The organism is Azoarcus sp. DN11 (assembly GCF_003628555.1).
Classification (GTDB): Bacteria; Pseudomonadota; Gammaproteobacteria; order Burkholderiales; family Rhodocyclaceae; genus Aromatoleum.
In genome coordinates this window covers 1,116,145-1,137,176 of record NZ_CP021731.1, presented here as the reverse complement: position 1 = coordinate 1,137,176, position 21,032 = coordinate 1,116,145, and the positions used below count along the sequence as shown (strand labels likewise).

Here is a 21,032-nt window from a genome sequence, read left to right as displayed (position 1 = left end):
TCGTTTCCCTAGCCGTCCATGCCCCTGTTCGACGAATATCCGCTGCGCCAGACACTGAATGACGAAGTCCACGCGCGACCGCCGGTCACGCTGGAGACGCCGGAGTTCGTCACCTACCTCGCCTTCCTGCACGTCGATGGCAGCGCGGAGCGGGAGGGGCCGCACCTGCGCCAGCTCGCCGAGCAGCTCGACCTGCCGCTTCCGGACTTTTCGTCCGGCCACGTGTTCCTCGACGCCGGCGGCTTCCGGCTGAAGTGGGAGCGCCATAACGAATTCACCAGCTACACCTTCGTCCGCCGCATCGATCTCAGCGGCTTCAGCGAGGAGAACCCGCTGCTCGACGTGCCGGCCGCGTGGCGCTGCGAGATCCCCGGCCAGCTGTTGGTCGCCACGCACGTGGAGCTGCGCAGCGTCGACGAAGTCGCCCCCGAGACCGTGCTCGCGCAGCTGTCGCCGACCGGCACCGCCGCGGTCGCGTCGCAGATCGCCGACGGTGCGGGCTGGGTGTTCACCGACTTCCAGATTGCGGACGGCTTCTCGCGCTTCCTCGTGCTGAACGCGTCGATGACGCCGCGGCAGGCAGGCCGCAGCGTGCAGCGGCTGCTGGAGATCGAGACCTACCGCATGATGGCGCTGCTCGCCTTCCCCGTCGCGAAGGACGTCGGGCGGCTGCTCGCGCTCGCGGAGGACGAGCTGGCCGACCTGACGGACAACATGGGCGCGGCGGTGGCCCCCGAGGACGAACGCAACGTGCTCGGCCGCCTGACCCGGCTCGCGGCGCACGTCGAACGCTCGGTGGCGCGCACCACCTTCCGCTTCGGCGCCGCCGCGGCCTACTACCGGCTGGTGCGCCAGCGCATCGACGACCTGCGCGAAGTGCGCGTCAGCGGTTACCCGCCGATCCGCGAATTCATGGAGCGGCGCCTGGCACCGGCCATCGACACCTGCGCGACCGTGGCGCGACGTCAGGAAGACCTGTCGAGCCGCATCGCGCGCAACTCGCAGCTCCTGCGCACACGCGTCGATGTCGAGCTCGAACGCCAGAACCAGGAACTGCTCGCCCAGATGAACCGCCGGGCGAAGCTTCAGCTGCGCCTGCAGGAGACGGTCGAGGGCCTGTCGGTGGTCGCGATCACCTATTACGGCTCGCAGCTGGTGCAGTACCTCGCCAAGGGGGCGAAGGATTTCATCGTGCCGGCGACGCCGGAGATCGTCACGGCGGCCTCCATCCCGGTGATCGCCGGCCTCGTCGCCCTCGGCTTGCGCCGCATGCGCCGCCAGCTCGCGGCCGAGGAAGGCGGCCATTGAGCGGCGGCGAGCGGGCAAGCTGTCCTATAATCGCGCTTTGCCCTGAAAGAGTTTCCATCGTGGCCACTCCCCTGTTCGAATCCTCCATCAAGAGCCTGCAGCTGCTGGGCCGCGGCAAGGTGCGCGACATCTACGCCGTCGATGCCGACAAGCTGCTGATCGTCACCAGCGACCGGCTGTCCGCGTTCGATGTGATCCTGCCGAACCCGATTCCGGACAAGGGCCGCGTGCTGACGGCGATGGCGAACTTCTGGTTCTCGCGCCTCGCGCACATCGTGCCGAACCAGCTCACCGGCATCGACCCGGAATCGGTCGTGGCCGCGGGCGAGCGCGAGCAGGTGCGCGGCCGCGCGCTGGTCGTGAAGCGCCTGAAGCCGCTACCGATCGAGGCGGTCGTGCGCGGCTACGTGATCGGTTCGGGCTGGAAGGACTACCAGGACACCGGCGCGATCTGCGGCATCAGGCTGCCGGCCGGCCTCCAACAGGCGGCCAGGCTGCCCGCGCCGATCTTCACACCGGCCTCGAAGGCCGACGTCGGCGACCATGACGAGAACATCTCGTTCGAACAGGCCCAGACGCGCTGTGCCGCGGCGCTCGTGAACGAGCTGGCCGGTACGGGGCGGAACGGCGCGCAGCTCGCGAGCCAGGCGCGCGACGCGGCGCTGGCGCTGTATTCGGAAGCGGCCAACTACGCGGCGGGCCGCGGCATCATCATCGCCGACACCAAGTTCGAGTTCGGCGTCGATGCGGCCGGCACGCTGCACCTCATCGACGAGGCCCTGACGCCGGATTCGTCGCGCTTCTGGCCCGCCGATAGCTACCGCGAAGGCATCAGCCCGCCGAGCTACGACAAGCAGTACGTGCGCGACTATCTCGAGACCCTGACCTGGAACAAGAAGGCACCGGGGCCGTCGCTACCCGCGGAAGTGATCGCGCGCACCGCGGCGAAATACCGCGAAGCCTACGAGCGCCTGACCGGCCTGACGCTGGCCTGATTCCGGCTGCAGCCTCCCGGCCCGCCCTGCCCGGCATTCCGCCGGGGACGGCGGGCCTTGTCTTGTCCGGCCCCCAAAAAAACTACGCACGAGACCCGCAGCAGCATCGCGGACTGCGCGAACTTGCCCGCTTCCGGCCGCTCTAATGCTCCACCCGGGGACTACCCCCATCGCGGGCGCGCTGGACGGCTCCGCCCCCAGGTACTTCCAACCCCAAGGAGGCAGCCATGGACAAGTCCTACCACCCTCTCGACCATCACTTCACCCTGCCTCACGTCAGGCGCGTGGAAGCATCGAGACCGCTGCAATGGCTGCGCATGGGCGTGGACGACATGCGCGCGAACCTGGCGGCGAGCCTGAGCTACGGGCTGATCTTCGCGGTCATCGGCTATCTGATCCTGCATTACGCGACGCACATGCCTTACCTGTTCACGGCCGCCATCTCGGGCTTCTTCCTCGTCGGGCCGATGGCGGCAGCGGGCCTGTACGAGCTTTCGCGGCGTCACGGGCGCGGCGAAACCGTGGACTTCATCGGCTCCTGGAAGGGGCTGAAGGAGCACAGCGACCAGCTGCTCTATTACGGCGCCCTCCTCGCCTTCACCCTGATCGGCTGGGAGCGCCTGTCGGCGATCCTGTTCGCGCTGTTCTACCATGACGTCGCGCCGGATCTCTCGCATTTCTTCCGCGACGTGTTCCTGTCGGGCCACTACGTGCATTTCGTCGTGTCCTACCTGGTCGTCGGCGGTGCGCTGGCAGGGCTCGTGTTTGCGCTTTCCGTCGTATCCGTGCCGATGGTGCTGGACCGTGGCACCGACGTCATCACCGCGATGATGACCAGCGCGCGGGCGGTGGGCTTCAACCTCGGCGCGACGGCCGTGTGGGCGGCGCTGATCGTCGTGCTGATCGGACTCGGCTTCGCGACGATGATGATCGGCATGGTGGTGCTGTTGCCGCTGGTCGGCCACGCGACCTGGCACGCATACAAGGATCTCGTCGAATAAGCCGGCCCCGGCGGCCTCCGGCGTGCGACGGGCGGCGTCCCGCCCGCGCACGCTTCCCGGCGCGGCCCCTGCGGTTAGAATGAACGACCGGGGCCGCGCCGGAGTATTCCCCAGCGTTCCTTTCCTGCCCCCTCCAGAACAATCAACGCGCCAGCCGAGAAACGCATGTCCAATCCCCTGCTCGATTTCACCAGCCTGCCGCGCTTCGACGAGATCCGTCCGGAACATGTCGCGCCGGCGATCCGCCAGCTCATCGAAGAAGACCGTGCGCTGATCACGGCACTCGTCGCCGACACGGCTCCGCCCACCTGGGCCAACTTCGTGACGCCGCTCACCGAGGAAGGCGAACGCCTCGGCCGTGCCTGGGGCGTCGTCGGCCACCTGCACAGCGTGATGGACGTGCCCGAGTGGCGCGAGGCCTACAATGCGCTGCTGCCGGAAGTGTCGAGCTTCTACGCCGAGGTCGGGCAGAACCTGGAGCTGTTCGAGAAATACCGCCAGCTCTTCAACAGCGCCGAATACGACCAGCTGCCGCCCGTGCGCCAGCGCATCATCGACCACGAGCTGCGCGACTTCCGCCTGTCAGGCGCAGAGCTGCCCGACGCCGACAAGCCGCGCTTCAAGGCGATCCAGGAGGAGATGTCAGCGCTCGCGGCGAAGTTCTCCGAGAACCTGCTCGACGCGACCAACGCGCATGCGGAGTGGATCACCGACGAGGCGGAACTCTCCGGCCTGCCGGCCGACGCGATCGACGCCGCGCGTGCCGCCGCCGAGCGCGAGGGCAAGCCGGGCTGGAAGTTCACGCTGCAGATGCCGTCCTACCTGCCCGTGCTGCAGTACGCCGACAGCCAGGCGCTGCGCGAGCGCATGTATCGCGCCTATGCGACGCGCGCGTCCGAGCAGGGCAAGGCGGAGCTCGACAACGGCCCGCTGATCGGCCGCATCCTCGCGCTGCGCGCCGAGGAGGCGAAGATGTTGGGCTACGCGAACTACGCCGAGGTGTCGCTGGTCGCGAAGATGGCCGAGTCGCCGGCGCAGGTGCTCGGCTTCCTGCGCGAACTCGCAGCGAAGGCCAAGCCTTTCGCGGAAAAGGATCTCGCCGCGCTGAAGGAATTCGCGCGTACCGAGCTGGGCCTCGATCCGCTCGAGCCCTGGGACGTCGCCTACGCATCGGAGAAGCTGCGCCAGGCGCGCTACGCATTCTCGGAACAGGAGGTGAAGCAGTACTTCCCCGAGCCGAAGGTGTTGAAGGGCCTGTTCGGCGTGATCCGCAGCCTGTACGGCGTCGATATCGTCGCCGAGGAGGCGCCGAAGTGGGACCCCGCCGCACATTTCTTCCGCATCGAGAAGGCGGGCGAGACGGTCGGCCACTTCTACCTCGACCTGCATGCGCGCGAGACCAAGCGCGGCGGGGCGTGGATGGATTCGGCGCGCAGCCGCTATTCGAACATGCGCGGCGTGCAGACGCCGGTGGCCTACCTGGTGTGCAACTTCCCCGGCCCGGTGGGCGGCAAGCCCGCAACCTTCACGCACGACGACGTGCTGACGCTGTTCCACGAGTGCGGCCACGGCCTGCACCACCTGCTGACGCGCGTCGATGACCTGGCGGTGTCGGGCATCCACGGCGTGGAGTGGGACGCAGTCGAGCTGCCGAGCCAGTTCATGGAGAATTTCTGCTGGGAGTGGGATGTGCTGTCGGGCATGACGGCGCACGTCGATACCGGCGCACCGCTGCCGCGCGAGCTCTTCGACAAGATGATCGCAGCGAAGAACTTCCAGAGCGGCATGCAGATGGTGCGCCAGCTGGAGTTCTCGATGTTCGACCTGCGCCTGCACAGCGAACTCGACGCCTCCGCCGGCCCGGTGGCGGTCAAGCAGGTGATGACGCTGCTCGACGCAGTGCGGCGCGAGGTCGCAGTGATGATCCCGCCCGCGTGGCACCGCTTCCCGCACAGCTTCTCGCACATCTTCGCGGGCGGCTACGCGGCGGGCTACTACAGCTACAAGTGGGCGGAGGTGCTGTCGGCCGACGCGTTCGAGGCCTTCGAGGAGGCCGGCGCGGGCAAGGGAACGCTGCTCGACCGCGCGACGGGTGAACGCTTCTGGCGCGAGATCCTCGCGGTGGGGGGCAGCCGTCCGGCGCTGGATTCGTTCAAGGCCTTCCGTGGGCGCGAACCACGCGTCGATGCGCTGCTGCGCCACAACGGCATGGTCGCGGCGTAACGAAACGCAGGGGCACGGCGCGACCGTGCCCCGCGTTCACGCCCGGCCTGGCTCAGCGTTTCAGTGAACGGCCGCGTAGCCTTCCAGCACGCGGCCCTGCACATGAACGGGCACGCCGTGCTCGGTCATGTTCATCCGCGCATTCGCGGAATCCCCACCCAGGGCGAGATACTGGATGATCGTCTCGACGTACTGGCGCATCACCCAGTCGACGCGCTGCTCCGGACCTCGGTAGTCCATCATCGAAACCTCCTGCCGCGTGCATGAACCGGTGGAGTCCGCTCCTGCGGCTCCCTGGTCAATATGTAGCACGATCCGCGCCATCGGGCGAAGACACAATTCACACAACGCATTGCGCCAGAACGCCCGGCACCGTTCCGTGGCGGCGCCCCGGTTGTCGCCGTTCTCAGGCGCGCGCGTCCCCCCAGCGCAATTCGGTGCGGTCGTCACCGACGTAGAGCGTCTCGCCCGAGCGATCCACGCAGTACTGCGGCGAAAGGATCTTCTCGCCGAAGCGCTGCCCCTCCCCGACCCGCGTGTATTCGAACAGGATGCTGCGTTCGACCCGCGAGCCGGCGCGCAGGTGACTGCCGTGGCCGATCCAGGTCGGACCGATGACCGAGACGCCGGGGTCGATGCGCACGCCCGAGCCGATATACACGGGGCCGACGACCTGCACGCTGTCCCATTCGATCGAGGTGTTGAGGCCGACCCATACGCCTGGACGGATCTCGGTGCCGGGCATCTCCATCTGCGCGACCTCGCCGCGCATCACGCGCTGCAGCACCGCCCAGTAGTCGGTCAGGCGACCGATGTCGATCCAGTTGAAAAAACGGTTCTGGGCGTAGAAGGGGCGTTCCTCGGCGACGAGCAGCGGGAAGAGTTCGCTGCCGATGTCGAACTCGCGCCCCGGCGGGATGAGGTCAAGGACCTCCGGTTCGAAGATGTAGATACCGGTGCTGGCGAGCGTGGACTTCGCCTCGGCGGGCCGGGGCTTCTCCTGGAAGGACTTCACGCGGCCGGCGGCGTCGGTGACGACGACGCCGTAGTTCTGCACCTGGTTGCGCGGCACCTCGAGTGTGACGACGCTCGCGAGCGCCTTCTTCTGGCGGTGCTCGTCGAGCGCGGCGCGGATGTCGAGGTCGATCAGCGCGTCGCCGCAGATCACCAGCGTGGTCTCGTCGAAGAAGCCGCCGAAGTCCTGGATGCGGCGCATGCCGCCGGCCGAGCCGAGCGCCTTGGGCACGATCTCGCCGTGGTCGCGCACGCCCTCGAAGGAGTAGCCGATCTCGACGCCCCAGCAGTGGCCGTCGCCGAAGTAGTCCTCGATCTTGTGGTGGTTGAAGGCGACGTTGATCATGATTTCGCGCACACCGTAGCGCGCGAGGTGCTCGATCAGGTATTCCAGCACCGGCTTGCCGAGGATGGGCACCATCGGCTTGGGCACGTTCTTCGTCAAAGGGCGCACACGCGTGCCCTGCCCCGCGGCCAGAATCATTGCTTTTGCCATAGCGAACCTCTCTCTGATGCAGTTGGATGAAAAACGGCCCCGCCCATGCCGCGGGCGGGAAAGCGGCGGGCGGGCCCCGGTGCTGGTTTCACCGCCCCCACGCGGCGCGGCAACGCCACGCCCGCAACATGAACATCGGCTTGCCGATCACGTAGCGCTGGAACAGGCGGCAGGGCTCGCACACGAGCCGACAGGCCCATTCCATGCCCGAGCGCCGCACCCGGCGCGGGGCACGCTCGACCTTGCCGCCGAGGCGGTCGATGGTCGCACCGCCACACACGATCAGCGGCGCCCCCGCGGCCGTCGCACGCAGGAGACGCGCGACGCTCGCCTGCCTGGGCATGCCCAGCACGATCAGCTCGGGTCGCGTGCGCCGCATCGCGTCGCAGTACTGCGCGGGAGCCAGGAAGCCGCTCTCGCACGACACGATCTCGACCCCGTACTCCCCGGCGCAGCGGGCTGCGGCCGCGACGAGCCATTTCTCCCTCGCGCCCCACAACGCCACACGCCGGCCGCGATACGCTTCGAGCAGCCGCGGGATGAAATCGGCACCGTTCATGTCGAGCCCCGGCTCGCCGCCCAACATGCGGAACAGCATCGCCATGCCCGAACCGTCGCGCAGCAGCACGTCGGCACCGCACAGCGCGCGGTAGAACTCGAAGTCGCCGAGGGCGGAATTCATCGCGTGGGCATCGACGAAGGCGAGCATGCGCGGCTGCCAGCCGGACGCGAGTTCATCGACGAGCCTTGCCGCGTCCTCGTCGGACGGAATGGTCACAAGACGATTGAGGACCTGCGACCAGCGCGCCAGCAGCATGGCGGGTGGGCTACTCATGACCTTGAATATCTCATCTGCCGCAGCACCATTAAGCCCGCCAGAAGGATAGTCGAAACCAGCCGGGCGAAAAAAATGCTTGTAAGACATTTAAATCGCTATCAACGCTGCCATTCGCGCCCAGGAATCCCCTTCGCCACGAGGCCGGCGTTCATTGACGAGCGCCTTCAAGCACTCGCAAGACACCACAACCTCATGTTTTCATGAATCATTCCGCACAACCCATGGCTGAAATCGGGGAAACATCACCTTTCGTGGCTTTCCCCGCTGAGCGCCTCCTTCGTCGCGTTCGCGTTTGCACGCATCTCTTTTTCTTACAAACTCCGACCCGCGGCGAAATCTCACCCGCAGGATTTCGCGGAAGCTTCGACAGCGACCGGCGTTCCGTCGCGCCCTGATCGGCGCATAACGGACGGGATCGTGCCGAGGCGCACGAAACTCGCCGCGCCGCGTGCCGTCAAACAGCCATTTTCACGACTTCCGATCATGACCCCCGCCCTTCTTCGCTCCCTGCACCGCTCCCTTCTCCTGGTCCTCGGCCTGGCCGCGACCGGCCTTGCCGGCGCCGCACAACCGACCGACATCCGCCCCGGCCTGTGGGAGTTCCGCTCGACCCGACTGAACATCGCCGGCCTGCCCGACATGTCCGCGCAGATGGCGCAGGCGCAGCAGTACCTCCGCACCCTTCCCCCGGACATGCGGCGGATGGTCGAGCAGCAGATGGCCGCGCGCGGCGTCAGCCTCGGCAGCGACGGCAGCGTGCGCAGCTGCATCTCGGCGTCACAGGCGAAATCCGACACCATTTATTCGGGCAAGACCGAGGGCAACTGCACGCTCGAAAAGGTCGTGAAAACCGGTAGCACCGTGCGCGGGCACCTCACCTGCACGCAACCGGCCGCTACCGGCGACTTCGAAGCGCACGTGCAGACGCCCGAGCGCTTCACGACGCGCGTCAACATGAACTCCCCGCGCGGGGACATGCAGGTCGAGACCGACGCACACTGGCTCGGCGCCGCCGACTGCAGCAAGCGCCGCGAAGGCTAGCGCCTCCCCACCCCGCCCCCCGGCGGGCGCATTTCTCCACAGGCACGGCCGGCTCGTGCAGAATGCCGGCATCGTCGGATGACGCCCTCGTGGCGCACCGCCCCGCGGAACTCCGCTCCCGACTGCCCGCATGCCTATGAAGATCGCCACCTGGAACGTCAATTCCCTCAAGGTCCGCCTGCCCCACGTCCTCGACTGGCTCGCCGCCAACCGGCCGGACGCCCTGTGCCTACAGGAGCTCAAGATGGAGGACAAGGCCTTTCCCGCCGCCGAGCTCGAAGCGGCCGGCTACCACGCGGTGTTCAACGGCCAGAAGACCTATAACGGCGTCGCGATCCTCAGCCCGCAGGCCGCCGATGCGACGACGCGCGACATCCCCGGCTTCGTCGATGAACAGAAGCGCATCATCGCCACCACCCTCGGCGGCGTGCGCGTCGTCAGCGCGTACTTTCCCAACGGCCAGGCGGTCGGTTCGGACAAGTTCGAGTACAAGCTCCGCTGGCTCGCCGCGCTCACCGACTGGCTGCGCGAGGAGCTAAAGGCGCACGAGCGTCTCGTGCTCGCCGGCGACTTCAACATCGCCCCCGAAGACCGCGACGCGCACCCCGACTGGAAGGAGGAAATCCACGTCTCCCGGCCCGAACGGGCCGCCTTCGCGGCGCTGACCGGACTGGGCCTCACCGACGCCTTCCGCCTCTTCGAGCAGCCCGAGAAGAGCTATTCGTGGTGGGATTACCGCATGGGCGCCTTCCGCCGCAACTTCGGCCTGCGCATCGACCACGTGCTCGTGTCGCAGGCACTGCGCGGCGCCTGCCGCAGTTGCACGGTCGACAAGACTCCGCGCAAGCTCGAACGCCCGTCCGATCACGCGCCGGTGGTCGTCGAGCTGGACCTGTAACCAAGCACACCCCGCCGCCATGCAGACCCCCGACCCCGCGCTCGCCACTGCCCATTACCCGATGATCGGGGCGCTGCCGGAAGCGGCGCGCCGCCGCCTGCTGGAAGCCGGCCGCTGGGCGCGCGTGCCGGCCGGCGCCCTGCTGTTCGACGACCGCCAGGCCTGCGAAGGCTTCCCCTTCGTCGTCGAAGGCTCGGTGCGCGTCGTGAAATGCGCGCCGAACGGCCGCGAACTGCCGCTGTACCGCGTCACGCCGGGCGAAACCTGCATCATCTCGTCGTCCTGCCTGCTCGGGCACGAGGACTACAACGCCCGCGGCATCGCCGAAACCGACACGGTGCTGCTGATGCTGCCCAAGGCGGAATTCGACGCGCTCCTCGCCGAACCGGCCTTCCGCGGCTTCGTCTTCCACCTCTTCGCCGAACGCATCGCCGACCTGATGCAGCTCATCGAGGAAGTCGCCTTCCAACGCCTCGACCAGCGCCTCGCCGGCCTGCTGCTGGGCAAGGGGCGCCTGCTGCACGTCACGCACCAGCAGCTCGCCGACGAACTGGGCAGCGTGCGCGAATTCGTCAGCCGCCTGCTGAAGGGCTTCGCCGCACAGGGCCTCGTGAAGCTGTCGCGCGAGCAGATCGAGATCCTCGACCCGGCCGGCCTGCGCCGCGTCGCGAGCGACGGCCGGCCGGGCTGAACGAGGCAGAACGAGGGGCTATGTAACCGGAGTCACAGACCGGAACATGCGCAAGTGCTGAAATACGCTCACATCCCTGTCACCCCCTGGAGAGAATCATGAGCGCAAACGTTGGCGGCATCGACAAGACCCTGCGTATCGTCGCCGGCCTGATCCTGATCGTGCTCGCGATCATGGGCATCGGCACCCCCTGGACCTGGATCGGCGTCGTCCCCCTCGCCACCGGCCTGATGGGCTGGTGCCCGGCCTACTCGCTATTCGGACTCAACACCTGTCCGTTGAAGAAGGCCTGAGCGTCCTTCGCGACGTCGCGCACTTAGCAGGTCCCTTCCCCTTCAAGGGGAAGGACAGGATGGGGATGGGTTTCTTTCAGGCGCTGCGGAGTCCACCCATCCCCACCCCAACCCTCCCCTTGAAGGGGAGGGAGTGACTGCGCCAGTTCAGACGGGCGACGCACCCTTCCTCGCGACGTGGTTCGCGATAGCGACGTAGTCCGCGACCCCCAGCCGTTCGCCGCGCAGGCCCGGATCGAGCGCCAGCGCCGCGAAATCCGGCTCATCGAGGAAGTCGCGCAGCGTGTTGCGCAGCGTCTTGCGCCGCTGGCCGAACGCGGCCGCGACGATGCGCGCCAGTAGCGCCTCGTCCTGGGCGCCGAGCTGCTCGGACGGCAACGGCACCATGCGCACGATGCTGGAAGTCACCTTCGGCGCCGGCCGGAAAGCCCCCGGCGGCACGTCGAAGAGCCGCGCCATGCGGAAACGGTACTGCAGCATCACCGACAGTCGGCCGTAATCCTCCGTGCCCGGCTCGGCCACCATGCGCATCACGACCTCCTTCTGCAGCATGAAGGTCATGTCCGTGACGTTGTCGGCGAAGGACGCGAGGTGGAACAGCAGCGGCGTCGAAATGTTGTACGGCAGGTTGCCCACCACGCGCAGCGGCGCCCCGAGGCTGCCGAAGTCGAACTTCAGCGCGTCGCCCTCATGGATCGTCAGGCGCTCGGGCGCGTAGCGCTCCTTCAGGCGCGCGATCAGGTCACGGTCGATCTCGACCACGTGCATGTGGCCGAGGCGGTCGACCAGCGGATCGGTCATCGCCGCGAGGCCCGGCCCGATCTCGACGATCGTGTCGCCCGCGGCCGGGCGGATCGCATCGACGATCTTGCGGATAATGTTGGGGTCGGACAGGAAGTTCTGCCCGAAGCGCTTGCGCGCGTGATGCTCAGTCATCGGAATCTCTCGAATCAGGCGCGCGCGGCCGCCATCGCAATCGCCAGTTCGACCGCTGCGAACAGGCTCCCGGGATCGGCCTTGCCCGTCCCCGCCAGGTCCAGCGCCGTGCCGTGATCCACCGAGGTACGGATGATCGGCAGCCCCAGCGTCACGTTCACGCCGCCGCCGAAGCTCGCATGCTTGAGCACCGGCAGGCCCTGGTCGTGGTACATCGCCAGCACCGCGTCGCCCTGCTCCAGCGTATGCGGCACGAACAGCGTGTCGGCGGGCAGCGGCCCGGCGAGCCGCATGCCCTCGGCGCGCAGCTTCTCCAGCACCGGCGCGATCACCTCGATCTCCTCGCGCCCCATGTGGCCGCCCTCGCCCGCATGCGGATTCAGCCCGGCGACGAGGATGCGCGGCGCCGCCAGCCCGAAGTGCCGCAGCAGATCGCCGTGCAGGATGCGCAGCGTCGCCTCCAGCAGCGCGCGCGTGATCGCCCCCGGCACCGCGGCGAGCGGCAGGTGCGTCGTCGCGAGCGCGACCCGCATGCTGCCGCCGACCAGCATCATCACCACCAGCGGCGTGCCGGTGTGTTCGGCGAGATATTCGGTATGGCCGCTGAACGGCACGCCCGCGTCGTTGATCACGCCCTTGTGCACGGGGGCCGTCACCATGCCGGCGAATTCCCCGCTACGGCAGCCCGCCAGCGCGCGATCGAGCAGCGCAAGCACGTAGGCGGCATTTGCCTTGTCGAGCACGCCTGCCTGCGCCGGCATCGCCAAGGGCAGGTGCAGCACTTCGAGCGCACCGGCCGGTGCCGCATCGCGCGCGGGCTCGAAGGGCACGACTTCGACGTCGCCGGCGCGCGCGCGGATCAGCCCGATGTCGCCCAGGACGACCGTGCGCGCGGGCCAGTTGCGCCCCGCCAGGCGCGCGCACAGCTCCGGCCCTACGCCGGCCGGCTCGCCGCTCGTGACGGCGAGGATGGGCAACCCTGCAGGCCCTCCCGGCACGCGGGCTTACTCCTTGTCCAGATGGTATTCGACGTAGGTCCGGTCGCGCAGCTGGCGCAGCCATTCCTCGAACGCCTCGTCGGCCTTGCGCTCGCGCAGCGCGTTGCGCGCGGCGGCGCGCTTGCGCTCGTCGGTGACGTCCTGCATGCGGCGCTCCTCGACCTGGATGAGATGCCAGCCGAAGGGCGATTTGACCGGCGCGCTCACCTCGCCGGGCTTGAGCGCATCCATCGCGCGCTCGAACTCGGGGACCGTGTCGCCCGGATTGACCCAGCCGAGGTCGCCACCCTTGGCGGCAGACAGGTCGGCGGAGTTCGCCTTCGCCAGTTCGGCAAAGCTCGCGCCATTGACGACACGCTCGCGCAGGCCGTTCAGGCGGCTCTCGGCGTCGGCGTCCGACACGATCTCGGACGTGCGGATCAGGATATGGCGCGCATGCGTCTGCTGCATCTGCTGTGCCCCCGCGGCCGCGCCGCCGCGTTTCTCGACGAGCTTGACGATGTGCAGGCCGGCGGGACTGCGCATGATCTTCGACACCTCGCCCGGCTGCATCTGGCGCACGGTATCGGCGAACAGCGTGGGCAGCCGGTCGCGGCCGCGCCAGCCGAGATCGCCGCCGTTCAGCCCGTCGGGCGCGTCGGAATAGGACGCCGCGAGACGCCCGAAATCCTCGCCCGCCCGCAGGCGCTCGACGACGCTTTCGGCCCGCGCGAGCCGTTCCGACTGCTGCTGCATCGACGCGCCGTCAGGCACGCGCACGAGGATATGCGCGACATGGAACTCCTCGCCGGACAGCGCATCGGCGTTGTTCGCGAGGAAGTTCTCGATCTCCGCGTCGGTCACAACGATGCGGCTGTCGACTTCGCGCTCGCGCAGGCGGGTGAGCAGGATCTCGGAGCGGATCTGGTCGCGGAAGCGGTTCCACGTGATGCCGTCCTTCTCCAGCGCGAGGCGCAGGTCGGTCATGCTCATGCGGTTGTTCTCGGCGATGCGGCCGATCGCCCGATCCAGCGTCGCATCGTCGACCTTGAGCGAGGTCTCCGCCGCAAGCTGCGTCTGCGCGCGCTCGAGCACGAGCCGCTCGAGCACCTGGCGCTCGAACACGTCGGCCGGCGGCTGCGCCGTGCCCTGTCGGGCGAGCTGGCGCTGCGCCTGCTGGACGCGCTCGCGCAGTTCCAGGGTCGTGATGACCTCGTTATTGACCACTGCGACGATGCGGTCGACCTCGACCGCACGCGACGCCGCCGCATGCGCGGGAAACAGCGCGGAAGCGCCGGCAAGGCCGAGAATCAGGGCAAGGCACGGACGCGAGGGAATTCGGATCATGGTAGTAGAGGTATGAATGGGGGCTGCGTAAGACTCATTCGGCGCCGAACACGCGGTTGGCGACGGGATCGTTGATCTTCCCATAACCGGCGACGCTGCGCTTGAGCAGCGTGAGCGGATTGGAGCCGATGGCCGTGAGGTCGTTCAGTTCGAGCTGCACGAACATCGCCTGCGTCACGTGTTGCGCGTTGGTGGCGAAGCGGTGCATCACGGTGCGAACCACCCAGCAGCCGCCGTTGTACTCGAGGCCCGCGAGCGCCTCGGTAATGCGGTCTTCCTTCAGCGAACGCGTCATGCGGCCCACGCCGTACCATCCGCCGCCCAGCGGCCACTGGCCGGACACGGAGACATCCTGGATCCTGTCGCTCTCGTCCGCGAGCCGGCCGCGCGAATAGCGGTAGGACAGGTTCAGCGCTTTCGCGAATTCCGGCTGGTAGCGCACGCCGAGGTTGAAGCGCTCGGTCTGGCCGTCGCGCGGGTTGTACTGCACGAGCGAATCGAGCCAGGTCTTCTGCATCACGTAACCGCTGAACAGGCCCAGCATGTCGGCACGCCGCCCGGTGCGCGGCACCTCGCCGGGCAGGGTCACGCGCTGGTCTTCGAAGAAGAAGCGCTGGCCTACGGTTGCGCGCATGCGCTCGGCACCGCTGCCGGGGTCGATCAGGCGCGAGGTCACCGCCGCCGTGATCTGGTTCGCGTCGGCGATGCGGTCGCCACCGGAATACTGGTTCTCGGAGAAGATCTGCGCGAGACCGAAATCGTAGCGCGACGTATCGAACACCGGGATCTCGGTCTGGTCGCGGAACGGGGTGTTGACATAGAACAGGCGCGGTTCGAGCGTCTGCAGCAGGTTGCGCCCGAAGAGATCCGTGTCGCGTTCGAACATCATGCCGCTGTCGACGGAGAAGATCGGCACCGAACGGGTGAGCGTGCGGCTGTTGCCGGCGAGGTCGCGGTCGAGGTCGTAGCGCGTGTAGTGCACGCCGAGCTTGGGCGTGACGTAGTAGCCGGCGCGCTCGAAGGGCAGCGAGATCTGGGGGTAAAGCGTGAAGCGGCCGCCCTCGGGAACGTTCGCGTCGGGGTGCACGAATTGCACGTACTCGCCGCGGAACGCGAAGGCCGAACCGCCGAACAATTCCCCGCGGTTGGCGTTCAGCAGCAGCTGCGGCAGGCGGCGATAGAGTTGGCCGCCCGCCAGGGACTGGTAGCCCTGCACCGTCGCAGACGCGCTCCACCAGTCGCTGGTGGCGTAACTCAGCGTGCCTTGGCGCAGCAGGTTCACGCGCGAGGCGAGGGTGACGCGCGAGCTCAGGTCCTCGAAATACTTCTTGTCCGAAACACCATTCCAGTCGATCGCCGCGGACAGGCCGGGCGCGATGACCTGCTGGTGCTGGAAAGATCCCAGCGCACGCGACCCGCCCGTGAGGCTGTCGGTGGGCATGTACTCGACGCGCGCCTGGCCGTTCTGCGTCGGCGTGAGGTAACGGAACTCGGTCGTGAGCTGCGCCCCGCGACGGCCCATGATGCGCGGAACGATTGTCGCGTCGTAGTTCGGCGCGATGTTCCAGTAGTACGGCGCCGAAAGGTCGAAACCGACCTTGTTCGACAAGCCGAAGGTGGGCGCGAGGAAACCCGACTGGCGCTGGCCGACGAGCGGGAACTCGGCCCACGGCCACCACAGCATCGGCGTGTCCTTGAACATGAGCGTGGCATTCTGGGCGGTGCCAAGCCCGCGGTCGTAATCGAGCTGCAGGTCGTTCGCCTTCAGGTACCAGGCCGGATCGCTCGCCTCGCAGGTCGACCAGGTCGCATTCTTCAAGCGGTACTGGTTCTCGCCTTCGAAGTACAGTATGTCGGCCGAGCCGCCTCCCGAAACCTCGCGCGGCGTCTCGCCGGGCTGCACCGGCTCGGGCGACAGGCTCTTGATGCGGTAGGTCGGCGAATCGAAGGACCCGACGCGCTCCGAGAGCTTGAGCCGCGCCTCCGGTCCGCTCATGGTGTCCTCTCCGCGCAGGAGGCGCACGTTACCGACGGCATGGGCCTCGTCATCCAGCTCGCGATAAGTCAGCTTGTCCGCGAAAAGCAGCAGGTCGTCGCGCTGCAGCTCGGCCTCGCCCTCGGCGAGCATCTCCACGGAGCGCGTACCCCGGATGCGCAGGGCGCGCACTTCGGTCGCGCCCTCGGGCAGCGCGGAAGCCGCCTGCCCGGGCGCCGCGGCAGCGGGCGCCTGCGCCCCAGCCGGTGCGGGAGTCGCGCCAAGCGTCTTCGCCGGCGTGGCCGGCGGGGTTCCTGCCGCTGGCCCAGCGGACTGGGCCAACGGCTCCTGCCGCGCCCCGACCGGAGCCGGTTGAGCCGGCGCACGCGGCGTACCGCCGCCCACGAGATCCGGCGACACGACCAGCGGCGGCAACCCGGCCGCCAGGGCGGAGCCCGAGAAACAGCACAGCAGCAGCGGGATCGCCCGCAGCTGGGTCCTCAATCGCATATCGCGCAAAGCGCTTTCCCCAATCCTGGATTCCATCGCCGACAGCCCGTGCCCGGCACGGTCGCGGCCTTTTGATAAACTCGCGGATTTTACACGAAGCGTCGCGGAGAACCCGGTGCAAAGACTCGCCCAACTGAACGACTGGCTGACCACGCAACTGTCCGGCAAGGCCTTCGAGCTGACTCCGGCATCGGCCGACGCCAGTTTTCGCCGCTACTTCCGCGTAAACTTCGCCGACGGCAGCGCCAGCCGCATCGTCATGGACGCCCCGCCCGAACGCGAGGACTGCCGCCCCTGGCTGAAGGTCGAGGAGCTGTTCCGCGCGGCCGGCGCGCACGTCCCGGAAGTGCTCGCGCAGGACCTCGACCTGGGCTTCCTGCTGCTCTCGGACCTCGGCAGCAAGACCTACCTCGCGGCGCTGACCAAGGACAACGCCCCCCACCTGTATGCCGACGCGCTCGGCGCGCTGATCGCGATCCAGCGCGCGAGCCGGCCCGGGGTCCTGCCCGAATACTCGCGCGAACTGCTGCTGCGCGAGCTGATGCTGTTCCCCGAGTGGTACATCGGGCGCCACAAGGGCGTCACCCTCGACGACCGCCAGCGCGTCACGCTGATGGACACCTTCGACCGCATCCTGGAAGTGAACCTCGCCGAGCCGCAGGTGTTCGTGCACCGCGACTACCATTCGCGCAACCTGATGTACCTCCCCGATCAGGCCAATCCCGGCATCATCGACTTCCAGGACGCCGTCTACGGCCCGCTCACCTACGACCTTGCCTCCCTCTTCAAGGACGCCTACATCCACTGGGACGAGGAGTTCACCCTCGACATGCTCGCGCGCTACTGGGAAGCGGCGCGCCAGCTCGGCCTGCCCGTGCGCGCCGACTTCTCCGACTTCCACCGCGACTACGAGTGGATGGGCGTGCAGCGCCACATCAAGGTGCTGGGCATCTTCGCACGCCTCTATCACCGCGACGGCAAGGACGGCTACCTCGCCGACATGCCGCTGGTGATGGATTACCTGCGCCGCGCCTGCAAGCGCTACCGCGACCTCGGGCCGCTACTGAAGCTGCTCGACCGCCTCGACCCCGAGCCGGTCGAAGTCGGCTACACCTTCTGATGCGTGCGATGATCCTCGCCGCCGGGCGCGGCGAACGCATGCGCCCGCTGACGGACACCTGCCCCAAGCCGCTGCTGCAGGCGGGCGGCAAGCCGCTGATCGTCTGGCACATCGAGCGCCTGCGCGACGCCGGCTTCAGCGACATCGCGATCAACCACGCCCACCTCGGCGCGATGATCGAGGCCGCGCTGGGCGACGGCAGCACTTTCGGCGTGCGCATCCGCTACTCGCCCGAGGCCCAGGCGCTGGAGACCGCCGGCGGCATCCGCCAGGCGCTGCCGCTGCTGGGCGACGCCCCCTTCCTGGTCGTGAACGGCGACGTCTTCTGCGACGCCGCGCTCGCCCCCCTGCGCGACCGGGCCGTCACGCTCTCGGCGGACGGCGACCTCGCCCACCTGCTGATGGTGCCCAATCCCGACCACCACCCGGCCGGCGACTTCCATCTCGCGGACGGCCGCCTCTTCCGCGACGGTGAACCACGCCTCACCTTCTCCGGAATCGGCGCCTACCACCCCGCGCTCTTCGCCGGCATCACCCCGGGCAGCGGCGCTGCGCTCGGGCCGCTGCTGCGCGACGCGATGGACGCCGGACGCGTGAGCGGTGCCCTGCACGCCGGCTACTGGCTCGACGTCGGCACCCCCGCGCGGCTCGCCGAACTCGATGTCCGGCTGCGCGGGATCCGCAGCTGAACGCACTCCGGCCGGTCCGGTCGAATCCGACACCAGCCCACATGCCATAATCTGCCGATGAACACGCCCCTCGACCCGAAGTTCGCCCCCCTCACGCTTGACATCGCCCCCTTCCGCGCCCGCCGCGAGCGCCTGATCGCCCGCATGAACGCGCTGGGCGGCGGCATCGCGGTGGTGCCGACCGCCCCGGAACACGCGCGCAACCGCGACACGCACTACCCGTTCCGCTACGACAGCTACTTCCACTACCTCACCGGCTTCGGCGAACCCGAGGCGGTCGTCGTGCTGATCGCCGGCGACACGCCGAAGTCGATCCTCTTCTGCCGCGAAAAGAACGAGGAGCGGGAGATCTGGGAGGGCTATCGCCACGGCCCCGACGCCGCGCGCACGCGCTTCGGCTTCGACGAGACCTGGACCGTCGGCGACCTCGACCAGCGCCTGCCCGATCTCATGGCCGGCCAGCCCGCGCTGTGGTGCAGCCTCGGCCACGACAACGACTGGGACGCCTGCGTGCTGCGCGCCCTCAACACCGTGCGCGCCAATGCCCGCGCGGGCGCGATCCCGCCCCATGCGATCCGCGACGTGCGCGCCGAGCTCGACGAGATGCGCATCCTCAAGGACGCCTCGGAACTCGCGATCATGCGCCGCGCCGGCGAGATCTCCGGCGAAGCCCACCGCCGCGCGATGGCGGCGACGCGCCCGGGCCGCTTCGAATACGAGATCGAGGCGGAACTGATCCATCACTTCCGCCGCGCCGGCAGCCAGGCCCCGGCCTACCCGTCGATCGTCGCGAGCGGCGCCAACGCCTGCGTGCTGCACTACATCGAGAACGAGCGCCGCATGGAAGACGGCGAACTGCTGCTGATCGACGCGGGCTGCGAACTCGACGGCTACGCCTCGGACATCACGCGCACCTTCCCGGTGAACGGGCGCTTCAGCGGCCCGCAGCGCGACATCTACGAACTCGTGCTCGCCGCCCAGGCCGCCGCGAAGGCCACGATCCGTCCCGGCGCCCACTGGAACATGCCGCACGACGCCGCCGTCGAGGTGCTCGCGCGGGGCATGCTCGACCTCAAGCTCCTCTCCGGCAGCCTCGCCGAAGTCATCGAGCAGGGCCATTACCGGCGCTTCTACATGCACCGCACCGGCCACTGGCTCGGCCGCGACGTGCACGACGCCGGCGAATACAAGCTCGGCGGCGACTGGCGTCCGCTGGTGCCGGGCATGGTGCTCACGGTCGAGCCGGGCTGCTACATCCGCCCCGCCGAAGGCGTGCCGGAAGCGTTCTGGAACATCGGCGTGCGCATCGAGGACGACGCGCTCGTCACCGACACCGGCTGCGAGTACCTCACCGAGTCGGCGCCGCGCTCGGTCGCCGACATCGAAGACGTCATGCGCGAGGCGGTCGATGGCGCAGCCTGACCTGCTGATCGTCGGCGCCGGCCCGGTCGGCCTGTCGCTCGCCCTCGCGCTCAAGGACAGCGGCCTCGCGGTCACGCTCGCCGACACCCGTCCGCGCGACGCTGTCGCCGCCGACCCGCGCGTGCTCGCGCTCGCCCACGGCTCGCGCCTGACCCTGGAGCGCCTGGGCGTGTGGCACGACCTGCCCGCCACCCCGATCCGCCACATCCACATCTCGCAGCAGGGCGGCCTCGGCCGCACCCGGCTCGAAGCGGACGACTACGGCCTGCCCGCGCTCGGCTACGGCCTGCAGGCGGGGGCGCTGGCCGGCGCCCTGCGCGACGCTGTCGATCGCGCCGGCATCGCGGTCATGGACGAAACCGAGATCGCCGCGCTGAGTCCGGCCCGCGACGCGGTCACCGCAACCCTCGCCGGACCGGGCACCGCCCTCCACGGCACCACCGCGACCGCCCGCCTCGTCGCCTGCGCCGAAGGCGGGCTGAAGGCCGGCGCGCCGGACGTCATCGAACGCGACTACGCCCAGCACGCGCTCATCGCCCGAATCGGCATCGCCGGCGGCCACCACGACACCGCCTTCGAGCGCTTCACCAGCGAAGGCCCGATCGCCTTGCTCCCTCATCGCGACGACTACGCGCTGGTCCACGTCGCCTCCCCGGCGCGCGCGACCGAACTCCTCGCCCTGCCCGAAGCTGCCTACCTCGAACGCCTGCAGGCGCATTTCGGCAGCCGGGTCCGGCTCACGCACGTCGCCGGACGCCTGCGCTACCCGCTCGGCCTGCGCTATCGGCGCGACCCGGTCGGCCAGCGCACCGTGTGGCTCGGCAATGCCGCCCAGACCCTGCACCCGGTCGCCGGCCAGGGCTTCAATCTCGCGCTGCGCGACGTGTGGGCGCTCGCGCGCGCGCTGCTCGACCACGGCGGCGACCCCGGCCTCGCCGGCACGCTCGCGGCCTACCGCGATGCCCGCCGCCTCGACCGCTTCGGCGCGATCAACTTCACCGACAGCCTCGTGCGCATCTTCAGCAACAACTTCGCGCCGCTGCACCACGCCCGCGGCGCCGCGCTCTTCGCGCTCGACATGCTGCCGCCGCTGCGCCACTTCATCGCCCGCCGCATGATGTTTGGTGCCCGCGCCTGGCCGTGACCAGCGCAGGCGCGGATACCACACCGGCGTGAACCAGTCGCCACCCGAAGCGAGCATTCCGCTGCTCGCCCGGCGCGGCATGGGGTAAAATCCCGGACTTTCCCCCGCTTCGCA

19 protein-coding genes are annotated in these 21,032 nt (G+C 68.7%); 12 read left to right on the top strand and 7 right to left on the bottom strand.

The window, feature by feature from the left end:
• The first annotated feature begins 18 nt into the window (after window positions 1-18).
• The 4 genes from CDA09_RS05110 to CDA09_RS05095 all read left to right on the top strand — a co-directional run bounded on the left by CDA09_RS05110 (window position 19) and on the right by CDA09_RS05095 (window position 5,527).
• Window positions 19-1,308 (top strand): DUF3422 family protein, encoded by a 1,290-nt coding sequence (locus CDA09_RS05110; protein WP_121427628.1) that lies wholly within the window; start codon window positions 19-21, stop codon window positions 1,306-1,308.
• Window positions 1,309-1,367: 59 nt separating this feature from the next.
• Window positions 1,368-2,303 (top strand): phosphoribosylaminoimidazolesuccinocarboxamide synthase, encoded by a 936-nt coding sequence (locus CDA09_RS05105; protein WP_121427627.1) that lies wholly within the window; start codon window positions 1,368-1,370, stop codon window positions 2,301-2,303.
• A 227-nt stretch (window positions 2,304-2,530) separates the two neighbouring features.
• Window positions 2,531-3,304 (top strand): DUF2189 domain-containing protein, encoded by a 774-nt coding sequence (locus CDA09_RS05100; RefSeq protein ID WP_121427626.1) that lies wholly within the window; start codon window positions 2,531-2,533, stop codon window positions 3,302-3,304.
• Between the two features lie 165 nt (window positions 3,305-3,469).
• Window positions 3,470-5,527 carry a M3 family metallopeptidase gene (locus CDA09_RS05095; protein ID WP_121427625.1) on the top strand — a complete coding sequence of 686 codons (2,058 nt, stop codon included), beginning with the start codon at window positions 3,470-3,472 and terminating at the stop codon, window positions 5,525-5,527.
• 60 nt (window positions 5,528-5,587) lie between these two features.
• On the opposite strand, the gene CDA09_RS05090 is transcribed toward CDA09_RS05095, so the two are convergent.
• The 3 genes from CDA09_RS05090 to CDA09_RS05080 all read right to left on the bottom strand — a co-directional run bounded on the left by CDA09_RS05090 (window position 5,588) and on the right by CDA09_RS05080 (window position 7,872).
• A complete protein-coding gene (locus tag CDA09_RS05090) occupies window positions 5,588-5,770 on the bottom strand; it encodes a hypothetical protein (protein WP_286164384.1) in 183 nt (60 codons plus the stop codon).
• 163 nt (window positions 5,771-5,933) lie between these two features.
• Window positions 5,934-7,037 carry a nucleotidyltransferase family protein gene (locus tag CDA09_RS05085; RefSeq protein ID WP_121427624.1) on the bottom strand — a complete coding sequence of 368 codons (1,104 nt, stop codon included), beginning with the start codon at window positions 7,035-7,037 and terminating at the stop codon, window positions 5,934-5,936.
• A gap of 88 nt (window positions 7,038-7,125) precedes the next feature.
• A complete protein-coding gene (locus tag CDA09_RS05080) occupies window positions 7,126-7,872 on the bottom strand; it encodes a WecB/TagA/CpsF family glycosyltransferase (protein WP_121427623.1) in 747 nt (248 codons plus the stop codon).
• Window positions 7,873-8,358: 486 nt separating this feature from the next.
• On the opposite strand from CDA09_RS05080, the gene CDA09_RS05075 reads away from it, so the two are divergent.
• The 4 genes from CDA09_RS05075 to CDA09_RS05060 all read left to right on the top strand — a co-directional run bounded on the left by CDA09_RS05075 (window position 8,359) and on the right by CDA09_RS05060 (window position 10,798).
• Window positions 8,359-8,916, top strand: coding sequence for a DUF3617 domain-containing protein (locus tag CDA09_RS05075; RefSeq protein WP_121427622.1), 558 nt, complete (start codon window positions 8,359-8,361; stop codon window positions 8,914-8,916).
• A 136-nt stretch (window positions 8,917-9,052) separates the two neighbouring features.
• Window positions 9,053-9,814 carry an exodeoxyribonuclease III gene (xth, locus tag CDA09_RS05070; protein ID WP_121427621.1) on the top strand — a complete coding sequence of 254 codons (762 nt, stop codon included), beginning with the start codon at window positions 9,053-9,055 and terminating at the stop codon, window positions 9,812-9,814.
• A gap of 19 nt (window positions 9,815-9,833) precedes the next feature.
• Entirely contained in the window at window positions 9,834-10,505 is a 672-nt protein-coding gene (locus CDA09_RS05065) for a Crp/Fnr family transcriptional regulator (RefSeq protein ID WP_121427620.1), read from the top strand.
• A gap of 98 nt (window positions 10,506-10,603) precedes the next feature.
• Window positions 10,604-10,798 carry a YgaP family membrane protein gene (locus CDA09_RS05060; protein ID WP_121427619.1) on the top strand — a complete coding sequence of 65 codons (195 nt, stop codon included), beginning with the start codon at window positions 10,604-10,606 and terminating at the stop codon, window positions 10,796-10,798.
• Window positions 10,799-10,945: 147 nt separating this feature from the next.
• Here CDA09_RS05060 and rsmA read toward each other — a convergent pair whose 3' ends face one another.
• Genes rsmA through CDA09_RS05040 form a run of 4 tightly spaced genes read right to left on the bottom strand, consistent with a single transcriptional unit; the run spans window position 10,946 to window position 16,543 of the window.
• Entirely contained in the window at window positions 10,946-11,734 is a 789-nt protein-coding gene (rsmA, locus tag CDA09_RS05055) for a 16S rRNA (adenine(1518)-N(6)/adenine(1519)-N(6))-dimethyltransferase RsmA (protein WP_121427618.1), read from the bottom strand.
• Between the two features lie 14 nt (window positions 11,735-11,748).
• On the bottom strand, window positions 11,749-12,711 hold the full coding sequence (gene pdxA / locus CDA09_RS05050) for a 4-hydroxythreonine-4-phosphate dehydrogenase PdxA (RefSeq protein ID WP_286164383.1): 963 nt from the start codon (window positions 12,709-12,711) through the stop codon (window positions 11,749-11,751).
• Between the two features lie 27 nt (window positions 12,712-12,738).
• Complete coding sequence (locus tag CDA09_RS05045; protein ID WP_121427616.1) at window positions 12,739-14,058, bottom strand: peptidylprolyl isomerase; 1,320 nt, start codon at window positions 14,056-14,058, stop codon at window positions 12,739-12,741.
• A gap of 34 nt (window positions 14,059-14,092) precedes the next feature.
• Window positions 14,093-16,543 (bottom strand): LPS-assembly protein LptD, encoded by a 2,451-nt coding sequence (locus CDA09_RS05040; protein ID WP_121427615.1) that lies wholly within the window; start codon window positions 16,541-16,543, stop codon window positions 14,093-14,095.
• Between the two features lie 115 nt (window positions 16,544-16,658).
• On the opposite strand from CDA09_RS05040, the gene CDA09_RS05035 reads away from it, so the two are divergent.
• Genes CDA09_RS05035 through CDA09_RS05020 form a run of 4 tightly spaced genes read left to right on the top strand, consistent with a single transcriptional unit; the run spans window position 16,659 to window position 20,918 of the window.
• The gene (locus CDA09_RS05035; protein WP_121427614.1) at window positions 16,659-17,663 is read left to right on the top strand and encodes an aminoglycoside phosphotransferase family protein; all 1,005 of its coding nucleotides are present in this window, start codon (window positions 16,659-16,661) and stop codon (window positions 17,661-17,663) included.
• Window positions 17,664-17,671: 8 nt separating this feature from the next.
• Entirely contained in the window at window positions 17,672-18,352 is a 681-nt protein-coding gene (gene murU, locus CDA09_RS05030) for an N-acetylmuramate alpha-1-phosphate uridylyltransferase MurU (protein ID WP_121430740.1), read from the top strand.
• 57 nt (window positions 18,353-18,409) lie between these two features.
• Window positions 18,410-19,774, top strand: coding sequence for an aminopeptidase P N-terminal domain-containing protein (locus CDA09_RS05025; RefSeq protein ID WP_121427613.1), 1,365 nt, complete (start codon window positions 18,410-18,412; stop codon window positions 19,772-19,774).
• Window positions 19,761-20,918, top strand: coding sequence for an FAD-dependent monooxygenase (locus CDA09_RS05020; protein ID WP_121427612.1), 1,158 nt, complete (start codon window positions 19,761-19,763; stop codon window positions 20,916-20,918). Before CDA09_RS05025 ends, CDA09_RS05020 begins: the two co-directional genes overlap by 14 nt.
• The last annotated feature ends 114 nt before the right edge of the window (window positions 20,919-21,032 follow it).